This is a genomic window from Paucilactobacillus nenjiangensis (assembly GCF_005405445.1).
Classification (GTDB): domain Bacteria; phylum Bacillota; class Bacilli; order Lactobacillales; family Lactobacillaceae; genus Paucilactobacillus; species Paucilactobacillus nenjiangensis.
On record NZ_BJEB01000008.1, the window covers coordinates 17705 to 32721 of the forward strand.

Genomic DNA, 15017 nt, shown 5'->3' on the forward strand with positions numbered 1-15017 from the left:
ATGAGTGAAGATTCAAAACAATTAATTTCCTTGCGAAATATATCTGTTGATTTTAAACGAGATGGAAAAGATATTGCTGCAGTTGATGATGTGTCTTTAGATGTCAACAAAGGAGACATCTACGGAATTATTGGGTACTCGGGTGCAGGGAAAAGTACTTTGGTGAGAGTAATGAATTTATTACAGAGACCATCAAAAGGTACGGTGACGATTGATAATCAAGAATTACAGGGACTTAATCCACAGGAATTGAGAAATGCTCGAAAATCAATTGGAATGATTTTTCAACACTTTAATTTGATGAAAACACGAACCGTGCAGGGAAATGTGGAATATCCTTTGTTAAGTCAAAAATTGTCAAAAAATGAACGTGAGGGTAAATCATTAGAGTTATTGAAATTAGTCGGACTAGAAGAGTATGCGACCTCATATCCATCACAACTATCTGGTGGTCAGAAGCAACGAGTGGCCATTGCAAGGGCATTAGCAAACAATCCTAAGGTTTTGATTTCTGATGAAGCGACTAGTGCTCTCGATCCGAAAACGACGACCTCAATCCTGGAATTACTCAAGAAATTAAACGTTGAATTGGGATTGACTATTGTTTTGATTACTCATGAAATGCAAGTTATAAAAGGAATTTGCCATAATGTTGCGGTGATGGAAGAAGGGCAAATTATTGAACGAGGAAAGGTTGCTGAAGTGTTTACTAACCCGCAAGAAACGCTCACTAATGATTTTGTGGAAACTTCTACCAATGTTAAATCTGCGATTGAAAGAATCACCGCAGATCCAAGTTTATCAACACTCGGTGATAATCAGCGGTTAATTTATCTAAATTTCATTGGAAATGCCAGCAAGGAAGGCTTAATTTCTGAACTTTCGCAAAAATATCAACTGAATGTCAATATTTTATTTGCAAATATCGACCAAGTAGATGGCGAAAACGTGGGATATACGATTGCGATTATTACGGGTGAAGAGGCGTCAATTGAACGTGCAATTTCAGATTTACAAACTGCTGGCGTCCGTACTAGATTACTACAGGCTAAGCAGAAAGGGGAGTGAGATACATGGCAGCATTAATTCCAAACGTAATTGCAATGAAAGAACAATTTATTTCAGCAATTTTTGAAACAATATATATGACACTATTTTCGGCAGTCATCGCTGGAGTGTTAGGACTGGCCGTAGGTATTTTATTAGTTGTGACTCAGCCGGGCGGCATCCTTGAAGACCGAGTGAGTTATTCAATTTTAGATAAAATCGTCAACTTATTGCGGTCAATTCCGTTCATTATTTTATTGGCAGTGATTTCACCATTAACCAATTTTCTGGTGGGTACGACAGTCGGTACAACTGCCTCTTTGGTACCACTGATATTCGGTATTTTCCCATTTTATGCGCGGCAGATTCAAAATGCGTTATTGGATGTTGATCGAGGGGTAGTTGAAGCGGCCGAATCGATGGGCTCAAGTCCGGCGGAAATTATTTGGCGTATTTATTTGCGTGAGGGACTTAGCGATATTATCCGAGTTTCTATCGTTACAATTATCAGTTTAATAGGTTTGACGACGATGGCAGGTGCAATCGGTTCTGGCGGCTTAGGGGATGTTGCCATCAGCATTGGTTATGCCAGATTTGAAAATGACATCACGATTACGGCAACAATTGTAATCTTAATCATGGTATTTATTGTTCAAACTTTTGGCGATTGGTTAGCACGGCGAGTAGAGAGATATTAGAAAAGAGGAAATTAGGATGAAGAAAAGTTATTTATGGATTATTGGAATTATTGTGGTGATTGCGGTTGTGGTCTTTGGAATTCATAGCTATAGCAACTCAAGTAAAAATGCTAAATCTGATACGATTACGATTGGCTCACAAGGATCTGATCTTGAAATTTGGCAACATATTGCAAAGAGTGATGAAGCCAAGGACTTAGGATTAAAAATCAAAGTTAAGCAAATTACTGATGGTGTCCAACTTAATAAAGCAACAGCTGATGGGGATGTTGATGTTAATGCATTCCAATCATGGACGTACTATTTGGCCTATAACAAACAAAACAAAAAGAATAAATTGGCCGCTCTAGGAACTACATATTTGGAACCACTAGGAATTTATTCAAAGAAATACAATTCTGTTAAGGATATCCCGGATGGAGCTACAATTGCTATTGCTAATAACCCTTCACAAGCTGCACGTGGATTATTGTTACTACAAAAAGCAGGGCTAATTACCTTGAACGATGATTTTGGCTACCTGGGCACAGTCAATGATATTAAGAGCAACCCTAAAAATCTGAAGTTTAAAGAAATTGATGATACTACAGGTCCACGTGTGCTTAAGGACGTTGATGCAGTTCTTATTTCTAATACTGTTGCACTTGAGGGGAATCTTCACGTGTTGACAGATTCAATTTATCACGAAAAGGTTGATCAAAGCACTAAGGAAAATATCAATATCTTAGCTACATCTGCTAAAAATAAAAACAATGCAAGTTACAAAAAATTGGTGAAATTGTATCACGAAAAGAGTATCCAAAAGTATATCAAAGACAAGTATTACGGTACAAAAATTGAAGTTAAAAAACCATTATCATATTTGGAAAAATAAAGAATAGGAGATATTTAACATGGCAAAAGTAGAAAGTTTCACACTAGATCATACAAAGGTAAAGGCACCATATGTTCGGTTAATTACTGAGGAAAAAGGGAAAATAGGCGATTTAATTAGTAATTATGATTTACGGTTGGTACAACCAAATGAAAATGCAATTCCAACAGCAGGGTTGCATACAATTGAACATTTATTAGCCGGTTTATTGCGTGACCGTTTGGATGGAGTCATTGACTGCTCTCCATTTGGCTGCCGAACGGGGTTCCATTTGATTACCTGGGGGGAGCATTCAACCACTGATGTTGCTGTGGCTCTTAAAGGTGCCTTGGAAGATATTGCGAATAAGATTGAATGGAAAGACGTTCAAGGGACAGATATTTATAGTTGTGGAAATTATCGAGACCATTCACTTTTTTCAGCTAAAGAATGGGCCAAGAAGATTTTAGCTGAAGGGATTAGTGATGATGCGTTTGAACGTAATGTAATTTAAGGAGATTCAAAATGACAAAAGTGGCTGTAGTAACTGGTGCAGGGCAAGGAATTGGAGAAGGTATTGCAAAACGACTAGCAAAAGATGGTTTTGCTATTGCAGTTGCAGATATTAATCATGAAACGGCAGACCGGGTTGCTGAAAATTTGCGAAATAATGGATTTGAAGCTAAGGCTTATTATTTAGATGTGGCGAATCGTGATCAGGTTTTTAATTTAATTGACGAAGCGGTTAAAGATTTTGGCGAACTGGCAGTTCTTGTTAATAATGCAGGTGTCGGCTTTATTGATACTTTTATTGAATCAAAGCCGACTGATGTTGAACGATTATTTGACGTGAACATTAAGGGGACTTATTGGGGCATACAAGCCGCTGCCACTCAATTTAAGAAGCAAGGCAATGGTGGCCGCATAATTAATGCCGCTTCGCTAGCTGGGGTTGAGGCATCAGCCCTTCAGAGTGCTTATTCTGCTTCCAAATTTGCTATTAGAGGCCTCACGCAATCAGCATCGAAAGAGTTGGCTAGTGAACAAATCACCGTTAATGCCTATAATCCTGGAGTTGTGCGAACTCCGCTGCGTGATGCAATTGATAAAAAGACGTCTGCAATCAAGGGATTATCGATACCAGATCAGCAAGCTCGAGTATTGACTGAAATTGGGCTTGGCCGGGAAGGAACACCAGAGGATGTAGCTGAAGTGGTTTCTTGGTTTGCCTCGCCATCCGCAAAATATATCACTGGTCAATCAGTGATGGTTGATGGTGGAATGCATTACTTATAGACATCATTTGACGTCAATTAAATATCAATTAAAAAATAATTAGATTATTTTTAATAATTATATTGACATTCAAAATTACAGTAGTATATTTGAAAACAACATATAATACAACGTGCAGAGATGAGTAAGTCACGAACTACTTTTAGAGAGTTATCGTTTGGTGAAAGATAACAGTAGCAAGTTTCTGAAGATGGTCTTAAATGCAGTTTCACAGTCGAGCTTCCAGTTAGACAGTGACGGGTACTCCCGTTACAGAGTTAGGGTATGCAAATAGTGTGCGACAATAACGGGTTGGTTCTTGAGTATAACTAAAGTTTCAAAATAATCGAAACGATTATGAATGAAACAAAGTTAGGCGGAGAGAACGGTTATTGGAACACGATTTAGTTAAGTACTTAATCACTACTGTATTTAAGTACCCGATGAGAAGCAATTCGTGAGGGTTGCTTAAATTAAGGTGGTAACGCGAAAAAGCACTTTCGTCCTTTTATCTAGAAATAGATACTTGGGCGAAAGTGCTTTTTTGCTTACTATCTTGAAGGGAGAACTACACATGGCACAAACTAATACACCAATTGAAATTACAAAAACAGGTAAATTTGAAAGACAATCAAATGAGTTTACAACACCATTTGGTCAAAATGAAGGTGATTTACCCGTAGGAGCCGGGAAATATAGATTGATTTGGTCTGCGGCTTGTCCTTGGGCTACACGTTCAGCAATTGTGATTAAGCTGCTTGGATTGGATAAGGTAATTAGCATCGGTAAAGTGGATCCTTTGAGACCTAAAAAAGAGCATGTGGATTGGGCATTTACACTGGATGAAAATGAAGTTGACCCAATTTTAAAAATTCATGAAATTTCTGAAGCTTACTTAAAAGCAGATTCTGAATTTGATGACAGACCAACGGTTCCAGCAGTTGTCGATATAAATTCTGGTGCGGTGGTCAATAACGATTACTTTAAATTAACTAATTATTTTGAAAATGAATGGAAAGAATTTCAAAAGCCAGATGCGCCAGATTTGTATCCTGAAGATTTACGAGAAGATATAGACGATTTGAATGATATTATTTTTCACGATGTAAATAACGGAGTATACAAGGCAGGATTTGCACAATCTCAATCAGCATATGAAGCAGCGTACGATCAATTATTTTACAGATTGGACTGGTTGGAAGAACGACTTGGTAAAGGAAGATTTCTATTTGGAGACAGATTGACAGATTCAGATGTAAGGCTATACACAACACTTGCAAGGTTTGATGCCGCATATTATGATAAATTTTTGTGTAACAAAAAGCGTCTACGTGAATATGATAATTTATGGAATTATGCGAAGGACTTGTATTCCATCCCAGCATTTAAAGAAACCACAGAGTTTGATTCAATTAAAATTCATTATCACCTTTCGGGTCATTTAGCTGGGACTGAATCAAAATTTTTAGTTTTGCCAAAAGGTCCAGATCAGAGTTTGTGGGTAGAACCAAATGATAGAGCAAAAAAATTTGGACCTGCTTTGAACATCCGCATTTAATTTGAATGAAGGTAATTAATTTGAAATCAGCATATACAACAATCAACTTACCAAAACAATTCAAATTTGTAGAAGATGCAAATAGCGCAGATTATGTTCGAGTAGCAGATTTATTAAATGGATTCGGACTCGATGAAGGGAATGCAAACCTTCAAGAAAGAACTTTTAAAGCGTCAAGTGGGGTGGAATTCATTTATCATAATTCAAAACTGGTTGCTTGTGGACGAGTTTTATCTGATGGAATTTCACAGTCGGCAGTTTACAATATTGCAGTTGATGTGGAATATCAAGGGCTGCACCTGGGAAGCTTATTGATGAAACGAATTATTGACAGATATAAACAAACAAATATAGTTTTGCACACTCATCCAGATACAGTTGAATGGTATAAAAATTTAGGCTTTAGAAAATTAAATACAGGACTAATTATATTTAATCAGGAAGATGTATCTTGGTTCAAGAGTGAAGGATTTATTGTTTAGATTCAGGAGATGAATGCATTGGTAACAGAGATAAAAGATCCAATTGAAATACGGCATTATTTACATCAACATCCAGAATTGTCTGATAAGGAATTTGAAACGACAAAATTTATCACAAATTATTTACAGAAATTGGGGTATAAAATTGTTACACCAAAAGATTTAAACACTGGTGTAATTGCAGAGATAGGCAATGGAAATGGACCAGTTATTGGTCTAAGAAGCGATATCGATGCACTACCGATTCAAGAAAAAACTGGATTGCAATATAGTTCAATTTCAAATGGCGTTATGCATGCTTGTGGGCATGATTTTCATATGGCATCTTTACTGGGAGCTGCGGCCAAAATTTCAAATCAAAAGGACTCAATAAAAGGTACGATTCGGTTAGTTTTTCAGCCAGCAGAGGAAACGCATGTTGGTGCACAAGAAGTGAAAGAGGCCGGCGGAGTTGATAACCTGGATGCCATTATTGGATTTCATAATAAACCAGATTATGGAGTTGGAGAAGTAGGAATTACAGCCGGCGGATTAATGGCAGCGGTGGATCAATTTACTGTTTCATTTCAAGGTGTCGGAACACATGCAGCCATGCCAAATTTAGGTAATGATCCAATTGTTGCGTTAACAACGACAGTTAACACTTTACAAACTATAGTTAGTCGGAACGAAAATCCACAACAAACGGCCGTATTATCCGTGACTCATGTTCAAGGTGGTGCAACGTGGAATGTAATTCCTGAGAGTGCTTGGTTTGAGGGGACGCTTAGAACATTTACACATGAAGCTAGAGCAACAGCTAAAAAAAGGTTTTTTGAAATTGTAAATGGTGAGGCAGCAGCATTTGGGCTTGAAGCGGAAATAAATTGGCAAGAGGGACCAGATGTAGTTAATAACGATTCGAATTTGACAAAGGTGGTGGAGGAAGAAAGTGCCAAGTTTTTAAGAGTTATTAAGCCCGTACCATCTAATGCTGGAGAGGATTTTGCATATTTCAGCCAAAGGATTCCAAGTGTTTTTGTATTTTTTGGGTCACATGGGAACACAGATTGGCATCACGATGACTTGGTATTGGACGATGCTGGTTTGAAATACGCAATCGAATGGTATTACAGAATTGGTTTTAAACTATTAGAGTATTTAAGAAAATAACGGTGAATTAATTGGAAATATATCGTGTAAATAAAATTTGGCAGTTAGCAGATGTTTATGATATTAGGAGAAAAACTAAGATTGATGGCGTGCAAGTCCCCAAGCAGTCTGAATTTGATGAAGAATATGACAAAAAATATAACTATATTTTAATTAATGAAAATGATATTCCCGTAGGAACAACACGTTTGAATCTAGCTAATAAAGAGTTTGGGAAAATTGAGCGAGTTAGTGTTATCGAGAAATTTCAATCTAAGGGATACGGAAAGAAACTGATTGAAAGCGCAGAAGCGTGGGTCAAAGATGTGGGACTAAGCAAAATTGTTATTACCAGCTTACCTTCAGCTGAAGGATTTTATGAAAAGCAAGGGTACAAAAAAACACGAATATATAAAGGTTTAGACAGGGATTTGATATACATGGAAAAAATAATTTAAGTTGGAGGAATAAATATGACAGAAAAAACTGAACCAATTGTACGTCCAAGTGAATTAGATCAAGAAGTTGACGATAAAGGATATTTTCATAGGCAGGCGAATCGATTCACAAAAAAATTTTCTGATTCGGATGGAAATGTACCTGCAGCGGGTAAGTACCGTTTGATTTGGGCCAAAGGATGCCAATGGTCGAACCGGGCTTCGATTGTCAGAGAATTGCTTGGATTAGAAGATGCGATTAGCGTCAATATTGTTGGTAGAAATAAACATGAGCAAGATTATGGATGGGAATTTGTAAATAATACAAATAATGTTGACCCAATTTTGGGTGTTCAGTATCTCAGTGAAATTTATGCGAATACAGATGCTACCTATCATGGTAGAGCCACTGTTCCTTCCCTGGTAGATATTAGTAGCAATACGGTTGCGAATAATGATTATCATTGGCTGACGAACTATTTTGAAAAAGATTTTAAAGAATTTCAATCGGAAGATGCTCCTGAACTATATCCAGAAAATTTGAGAGATGAAATTGACGATTATAATGCATTTTTATTCGACAATGTAAATAACGCTGTTTACCGAGCTCAATTTGCGCAGTCAATTGAAGCTTACACAGAGGCCGTTAACACATTTTATGAATCATTAGATGGGATTGAAAAACGCCTCGAAAATCAGAGATTTTTATTTGGAGATTATGTTACCGATTCTGATGTCAGATTGTTTGTCACTCTCGCAAGATTTGATACACATTATTACCATAACTTAGGTCCACTGCCCCATCGGATTATTGATTACAAAAATATTTGGGGATATGCCAGAGATTTGTACGAGATACCAGCATTTAAAAATAATACTTATTTTCATGATATTGCTAGACGAGAAAAATTAAATGATAACAATTTTCAAGATTTTGATACCAGATTCTGGAAAGAGTTCGACTTTGAAGGTTTATGGAGCGAACCTCAAAACAAAAAATCGTTAAGTCAAACACCAGCAAATAAATTTTTATAGGAGAGTGATTCAAATGAGTGAAACAAGTTTGAAAGATGAAGCCGCTAAGTATGAAGATTCAAATGAATCAGCATTTTGTGTTGTTGACTTTTCTACTGGAAAAGCTGTTAAAAGAGAAGTAAATGCTAATCAATTGAAAGTTATCAAAAGTAACATTTCGACATCTGAAGATGAACATGAAATCTTAAAAGATGGAACTTTTAATCGTCAAGGAAATCATTTTACAACAAAATTTGGAGATGCTGAAGGAGAAGTTGAAGCAGAACCAAATCGGTACCGCTTGATCTGGGGAGAGATTTGCCCTTGGTCTAATCGAGCGTCAATTGTGCGTAAATTGCTTGGATTGGAAGACGTTATTAGTGTTGGTAAAGTCAATCCACAACGAACACCAGAAGGATGGGAGTTTTCATTAGATGATAATGGAGTTGATCCTGTTTTGGGCATTCAGTACCTCGCCGAAGCATATTCTGCTAGTGATCCAGAATACGACGGTCGAGCAACAATACCAGCATTGGTAGATACGAAAACTGGAAAAGTTGTGAATAATGATTATCATACCTTGACCAATCAGTTTGAAATAGCTTTTAAAAAATTTCATAAAAAGAATGCACCTGATCTTTATCCTGAAGATATTAGGGAAGATATAGATGCATTAAATACAATTCTTTTTAATGAAGTTAACAACGCCGTATATCAAGCAGGATTTGCTAAATCACAAGAGGCGTATGAAAAGGCATATGACAAATTGTTTAGGCGCTTGGATTGGTTGGATGATAGATTAGCTGACAAAAAGTTTTTATTTGGAAATCGATTAACTGACTCTGATGTCAGACTTTACGTGACGTTGGCAAGATTTGACGCAGCGTATTATCCGGAATTTCATGTTAATCGGAATCGTTTAATCGATTTTACCAATTTATGGAGATATGCACGCGAGTTATATAAAATTCCAGCATTTCGAGATACAACTAATTTTGAATCGATAAAAAAAGGTTATCAACATCGTCCATTCGGAATTGTTTCGAAAGGACCAGATACAAGAATTTGGGATGATCCAATACATTAATATAAACAGAGAGTAGGAAACAGGGATGAAATTAAAGAAGACGATACTATATACATTAGGAATTGGATTATTGCTGGTAGGTGGAGCATTCACCTTGTCTGCATGTTCTAAAAGTAGTGCTAGTGATGTGACCACTGTTACGGTTGGTACTTCTGGAGCACCCAAGCCATTTACATATGTGGCAAACGGTAAAATCAAAGGGTACGATATTGACACATTGAGAGCAGTCGATAAAATACTACCAAAATATAAATTTGAATTTAAGAAAACTGAATTTTCTTCAATATTAGCAGGACTAGATTCTGGAAGATTTCAAATTGGGGCAAATAATTTCGCATCAAATGCAGAACGACAGAAAAAATATTATTATTCAAAGCCAATATTTAGTGATGAATACGTAATTGTAGTTCAGAAGAATGATAACTCAATTAGTAAATTTGCAGATATTGCGGGTAAGACAACGGTTTCGTCACCTGGTATCAATTTTACAACTGCCATTGAAACCTTTAATAAAACGGCAAGTACTAAAAGCAAAATTACTTATAGTCAAGAAGACCCTTCGAAGCAAATTCAAGATGTTCAAGATGGAAAATATGATTATATCCTTGTTGATAAGCCTTTGTACAATAACTATCAGAAAACATATAAGTATACAAACGTTAAAGCAATTGATCTTGATACTTCAGATACAAAACAAATATCTTCAACTGTTCCATATAGTTACTTGCTAATTTCTAAAACAGAAGACGGTAAAAAGTTGTTGAAACAAGTGAACAAAGCAATCACAAAAATTCAAGAAAATGGGACTGCGAAGAAAATTAGTGAGAAATACTTCTACGGTGATTACGTTCCAAAGAAATAGGTGTAAATATGGAAAAATTAATTGATTTCAAACTAGTATTTACAGAAATTCCAAAACTTTTGGAATATCTGCCAACCACATTATTAATAACCTTTGTATCTATGATCATTGGATTGATTATCGGATTGCTACTGGCGGTTATTAAAATTAATAAAATTCCTGTTTTGTCACAAATAGCAGCAGTTTTTGTATCATTTATTCGAGGGACACCAATAATTGTTCAGCTGTATTTGACTTACTATGGGATACCAATTGTCTTAAAATATATAAACTATTATCAACATACGAATTTAAGTGTCAATGCAATACCTTCATTAGCATTTGTATTGTTAGCATTTGCATTAAACGAATCTGCTTACAATTCCGAAAACATCCGGGCAGCACTTTTATCTGTAGACAAGGGTGAAATTGAGGCGGCAAGGTCACTTGGAATGAATCAATGGCAAGTATTGAAACGTGTTACTATTCCGTTTGCCACGGTTGTTGCGCTACCAACATTAGGCAATGCTTTCATTGGGTTAATGAAAAACACATCATTAGCATTTGTGGCATCAGTGGTCGATTTAACAGCGGAAGGACAAATTATTGCTGGTAGTAATTACCGATACTTCGAAATTTATTTATCTTTGTCAATTATCTATTGGATTTTGACGATTATTACAGAACGCATCTTGAAGGTATTAGAAAATAGATTAACAATTTTTGAAAGAGCTGCCGAATTAGGATTAGACACGGTTCAAGATAGCAGATTATTTAATCCGTTTGTTAGAAATAAGAAAAGTATTGTAAGCGGTGAGGTAGCGCGATGATAAAAATCGAAAATTTGACAAAAAAGTATAACCGACAAACTATCTTTCAAGATTTTAATTTGGAAATTGCAACGGGTGAAGTTGTTGGCATAATTGGACCATCCGGTGCTGGGAAGTCAACGCTATTACGATGCCTTAATCTGTTAGAATTACCAGATGAAGGCAAAATAACAATTGGTGATGATACTTATGTCGCACCCAAAGTTAGCGTAAAAGATAAAATTCAATTCAGACAAAACTCGAGTATGGTATTTCAACAATTTAATTTATTTAGGCAAAAAAATGTTTTAGATAATGTGACAGAGGGGTTAATAACGGTCAAGCATTTAAAGAGAACGGAAGCAGAGAAAATTGCTAAAGATGAAATTGAAAATGTTAACTTAACCGAACATATTAATAAGTACCCAAGTCAATTATCTGGTGGGCAAAAACAACGTGTCGGGATTGCTAGAGCATTAGCAATGCATGCAAATACCTTACTACTTGATGAACCAACTTCTGCATTAGATACAGAATTAGTTGATGAGGTATTATCTACAATTAAGGAAGTAATAGAGAAAAATGAAGATCAAACCGTCGTTATTATTTCTCACGAATTATCATTTATTCAGGATGTTGCGACGAGAGTCATTTTCTTTGACGATGGTAAAATAATTGAAGATGGTACTCCAGATCAAGTGTTTAACAATTCAAAAAACGAACGAACCAAACAATTTCTACAAAGATATAATCGTAAAAGTTTAGTTACGAAGTAAGTAATAATATTTTGTACTCTGAATTATATTAAAAACTATTGACATTTTCTCACCAATATTTAATAATAGTCTCAACATATTAAAAACGTGCAAAGATGAGTACGTCAGGATACTATTTCAAGAGAGTCGTCGTTGGTGGAAGACGATAATAGAGAATGACCGAAGATGGTCTTAAATGCAGTTCGTTGCTGAGCGCAAGTAAAGCAATGACGGGAACTCCCGTTATAGAGTTGGGGTATGCGCTTATAGTAAGTACTGAATTGAACTGTATTTAAGTACCCAAAGAGGAATAATCCGCGAGGGTTATTTAAACAAAGGTGGTAACACGGAAAGCACTTCCGTCCTTGTCTAGAGATAGATAGGGATGGAGTGCTTTTTTTGTTTTTAAACGAATAAATAATAATTTTAAAAATTGGAGGAATTTAATATGGCAGGCTTTAATACACGACTAATTCACGGCGAAAAAATTAATGATAATCAAACAGGTGCAGTTAATATGCCTGTCTATAATTCTTCGACTTATGTCTATCCTGAAATTAACGGCAAAGTACGTTGGGATTATTCCCGTTCAGGTAATCCAACGCGTGAATATTTAGAAAAACAAATTGCTTCACTAGAACATGGATCAAATGGTTATGCATTTGCCTCAGGAATGGCAGCTATCCACGCTGCATTATCAATTTTTGAACCTGGTGATCATATCATTATTGGTAATCAAATTTATGGTGGTACGTATCGTTTGATTAAAGAATATTTTGAGGTTCGCGGCATTGAATTTACTTCGGTTGACACCAAAGTGAATGCTGAAGTGGAAGCAGCAATCCAAGACAATACTAAAGCAATTTACTTTGAACCCGTCACTAATCCATTGCTTCAAGTGACCAGTGTTCGGGCAATTGCCAATATTGCGCAAGCACATGATTTATTAACAATTGTCGATAACACCTTTTTGACACCATACTTACAGCAACCACTTGATTTAGGTGCAGATATTGTCGTTCATTCAGCAACTAAATACCTTGGTGGACATTCTGATGTAATCGCTGGCTTGGTCGTGACTAAAAATGAAACGATTGGTAAACAAATCTATTTTGTACAAAATGCCTTAGGTGGTGTGCTGTCACCAGAGAATGCCAATTTGGTTCGTCGCGGCATTCAAACATTATCAATCCGGATGGATCGACAACAAGAAAATGCGTGTAAAATTATCGATTTCCTAAATGAATCTGGTCAGGTTGATACGATTCATTATCCAGGCATTAAAGGCACACGTGATTATGAAATTGCTTCACAAGAAAATGATGGTTTCGGTGGAGTGCTGTCATTTGAATTGAATGAAGACGTAGATGCCACGGAGTTTGTTAACAATTTACAATTAATTCGCTTAGCGGTCAGTTTGGGAGCGGTTGAAAGCTTAGCTGAATTACCTTATGAAATGAGTCATGCAGAATTACCACCAAAGGAACGTTTAGCTGCTGGGATTACCCCACAACTTGTTCGATTGTCCGTCGGAATTGAAGATGTTGAAGACTTATTAGGCGATATTCAACAATCACTAACCATTGCAACTAAGTCAAACAACGTGCAATCAATTAATCGTGACGCAATTTAATTAAATGTGGATGCGCAATCTACTTTTATAAACATAGAAAACGGAGTGAAATATTTTGGCAAAAGATAGTTTTGATACATTAAGAGTTCATGCAGGTTATAAACCAGAAGAGCATCAGTTTGCTTCGTCAGTTCCAATTTACCAAACGGCAGCGTTTGGATTATCAAATACAGATGTAGCGAATCAAATTGTGGCCGGTAAATTACCCGACCGTTTTGATTATTCCCGGGACGGCAATCCAACCGTTCACGTGTTAGAACAACGAATTGCTGCCTTGGAGGGCGGTATTGATGCAGTCGCGGTAGGCTCTGGCATGTCGGCTATCTCATTTACCATTCTAAATGTGGCCGAAGGCGGTGGACGAGTAATTGCACCAACCAATATCTATGGTTCTAGCTTAGATGAATTTAGAAACTTCTTTCCAAAGTATGGAATTAATTTTGATTTAGTCGACGACGTCAATGACTTTGCGACCATCAAATCATTAATTCAAGAAGACACTAAAGCAATTTATGTTGAAAGTGTTGCGAATCCAAGTACAGAAATTTCTGATTTAGAAGAACTAGCTAAAATTGCACATGCAGCCAAAATTCCATTGATTGTGGATAATACTTTCCCCACTCCATATTTGTTACGACCATTTGAACATGGAGCTGATATCGATGTTTATTCTTCCACCAAGGGAATCAACGGACACGGGAATGCCTTGTCTGGCTTGATAGTTGATCATGGAAATTTTGATTGGGCCAATGGAAAGTTTCCACAATTTGAAGAAGACGAATTCATCTTGGGGGATGAAGAGTCAGGTGAAAAAAATAGTTATCTTTCTAAATTCGGGAATGCGGCGTTCATTAATCGGATTAGATCAAAATTTGTCCGCTTACTAGGCTCGGTGTTAGGGCCAACCGATGCATATTTTGTCCTACTAGGTTTAGAAACAATTTCGGAACGACTTAATAAGCAGGTCGCCAGTACTGTCGCCATCGCTAAGTTCTTAGAGAGCAACGAGCATGTTGAATCATTATTTTACTCAGGTACGGAGGCAAGCAATCCATTAGTTGCGAAGTATTTTCCAAAGGGCGTTGGGTCAATTTTATCGTTTGAACTTAAAGGTGATGAAACAAATATTGCTAAGTTAATTGATAACGTACAAATTTTTAGTTACTTACCCAACATTGGGGATGCGAAATCCTTAATTGTTAATCCAGGAAGAACGACTCATCGTGAAGTACCACAATCTATTCGCTCAAAGCACCAATTGAACAATCAAACGATTCGTTTATCGATTGGATTGGAAGATGTTGATGATTTGATTAATGATTTGGACACAGCCATTACAAAGGCATTTAGTTAGTCAGGAGGCACTCATGATAAAAAAATTATTGCATATTTTAAAA

16 protein-coding genes and 1 other annotated feature are annotated in these 15017 nt (G+C 36.5%); all 16 genes read left to right on the top strand.

Translation table 11 applies throughout. The features are described from left to right. The 16 genes from FFM59_RS02080 to FFM59_RS02155 all read left to right on the top strand — a co-directional run bounded on the left by FFM59_RS02080 (position 1) and on the right by FFM59_RS02155 (position 14974). Positions 1-1068, top strand: coding sequence for a methionine ABC transporter ATP-binding protein (locus FFM59_RS02080; RefSeq protein WP_137601408.1), 1068 nt, complete (start codon positions 1-3; stop codon positions 1066-1068). A 5-nt stretch (positions 1069-1073) separates the two neighbouring features. Continuing rightward, positions 1074-1745: a methionine ABC transporter permease gene (locus FFM59_RS02085; protein ID WP_137601409.1), complete on the top strand. Its 672-nt coding sequence runs from the start codon at positions 1074-1076 to the stop codon at positions 1743-1745. Between the two features lie 16 nt (positions 1746-1761). After that, positions 1762-2619 (top strand): MetQ/NlpA family ABC transporter substrate-binding protein, encoded by an 858-nt coding sequence (locus tag FFM59_RS02090; RefSeq protein ID WP_137601410.1) that lies wholly within the window; start codon positions 1762-1764, stop codon positions 2617-2619. A 19-nt stretch (positions 2620-2638) separates the two neighbouring features. After that, positions 2639-3112 carry an S-ribosylhomocysteine lyase gene (locus FFM59_RS02095; protein ID WP_137601411.1) on the top strand — a complete coding sequence of 158 codons (474 nt, stop codon included), beginning with the start codon at positions 2639-2641 and terminating at the stop codon, positions 3110-3112. A gap of 11 nt (positions 3113-3123) precedes the next feature. Continuing rightward, positions 3124-3894 (top strand): acetoin reductase, encoded by a 771-nt coding sequence (locus tag FFM59_RS02100; RefSeq protein WP_137601412.1) that lies wholly within the window; start codon positions 3124-3126, stop codon positions 3892-3894. Between the two features lie 553 nt (positions 3895-4447). Beyond that, the gene (locus tag FFM59_RS02105; protein ID WP_137601413.1) at positions 4448-5431 is read left to right on the top strand and encodes a glutathione S-transferase family protein; all 984 of its coding nucleotides are present in this window, start codon (positions 4448-4450) and stop codon (positions 5429-5431) included. Between the two features lie 20 nt (positions 5432-5451). Then, positions 5452-5913, top strand: coding sequence for a GNAT family N-acetyltransferase (locus FFM59_RS02110; RefSeq protein WP_170175903.1), 462 nt, complete (start codon positions 5452-5454; stop codon positions 5911-5913). A gap of 9 nt (positions 5914-5922) precedes the next feature. Beyond that, the gene (locus FFM59_RS02115; RefSeq protein WP_137601415.1) at positions 5923-7065 is read left to right on the top strand and encodes an amidohydrolase; all 1143 of its coding nucleotides are present in this window, start codon (positions 5923-5925) and stop codon (positions 7063-7065) included. Positions 7066-7076: 11 nt separating this feature from the next. Continuing rightward, on the top strand, positions 7077-7502 hold the full coding sequence (locus FFM59_RS02120) for a GNAT family N-acetyltransferase (RefSeq protein ID WP_137601416.1): 426 nt from the start codon (positions 7077-7079) through the stop codon (positions 7500-7502). Between the two features lie 15 nt (positions 7503-7517). Then, complete coding sequence (locus tag FFM59_RS02125) at positions 7518-8516, top strand: glutathione S-transferase C-terminal domain-containing protein (RefSeq protein WP_137601417.1); 999 nt, start codon at positions 7518-7520, stop codon at positions 8514-8516. A gap of 154 nt (positions 8517-8670) precedes the next feature. Next, the gene (locus tag FFM59_RS02130; RefSeq protein WP_371858071.1) at positions 8671-9582 is read left to right on the top strand and encodes a glutathione S-transferase family protein; all 912 of its coding nucleotides are present in this window, start codon (positions 8671-8673) and stop codon (positions 9580-9582) included. 25 nt (positions 9583-9607) lie between these two features. Then, complete coding sequence (locus tag FFM59_RS02135; RefSeq protein WP_137601419.1) at positions 9608-10444, top strand: transporter substrate-binding domain-containing protein; 837 nt, start codon at positions 9608-9610, stop codon at positions 10442-10444. Positions 10445-10452: 8 nt separating this feature from the next. Continuing rightward, positions 10453-11253: an amino acid ABC transporter permease gene (locus FFM59_RS02140; RefSeq protein ID WP_137601420.1), complete on the top strand. Its 801-nt coding sequence runs from the start codon at positions 10453-10455 to the stop codon at positions 11251-11253. Further along, a complete protein-coding gene (locus FFM59_RS02145) occupies positions 11250-12008 on the top strand; it encodes an amino acid ABC transporter ATP-binding protein (protein ID WP_137601421.1) in 759 nt (252 codons plus the stop codon). Before FFM59_RS02140 ends, FFM59_RS02145 begins: the two co-directional genes overlap by 4 nt. Before the next feature lie 78 nt (positions 12009-12086). After that, positions 12087-12357: a binding site (T-box leader), on the top strand. Positions 12358-12435: 78 nt separating this feature from the next. Next, positions 12436-13620, top strand: coding sequence for a trans-sulfuration enzyme family protein (locus FFM59_RS02150; protein ID WP_137601422.1), 1185 nt, complete (start codon positions 12436-12438; stop codon positions 13618-13620). 55 nt (positions 13621-13675) lie between these two features. Beyond that, positions 13676-14974, top strand: a complete 1299-nt coding sequence (locus FFM59_RS02155) for an O-acetylhomoserine aminocarboxypropyltransferase/cysteine synthase family protein (protein ID WP_137601423.1) — start codon at positions 13676-13678, stop codon at positions 14972-14974. Positions 14975-15017: the final 43 nt, after the last annotated feature.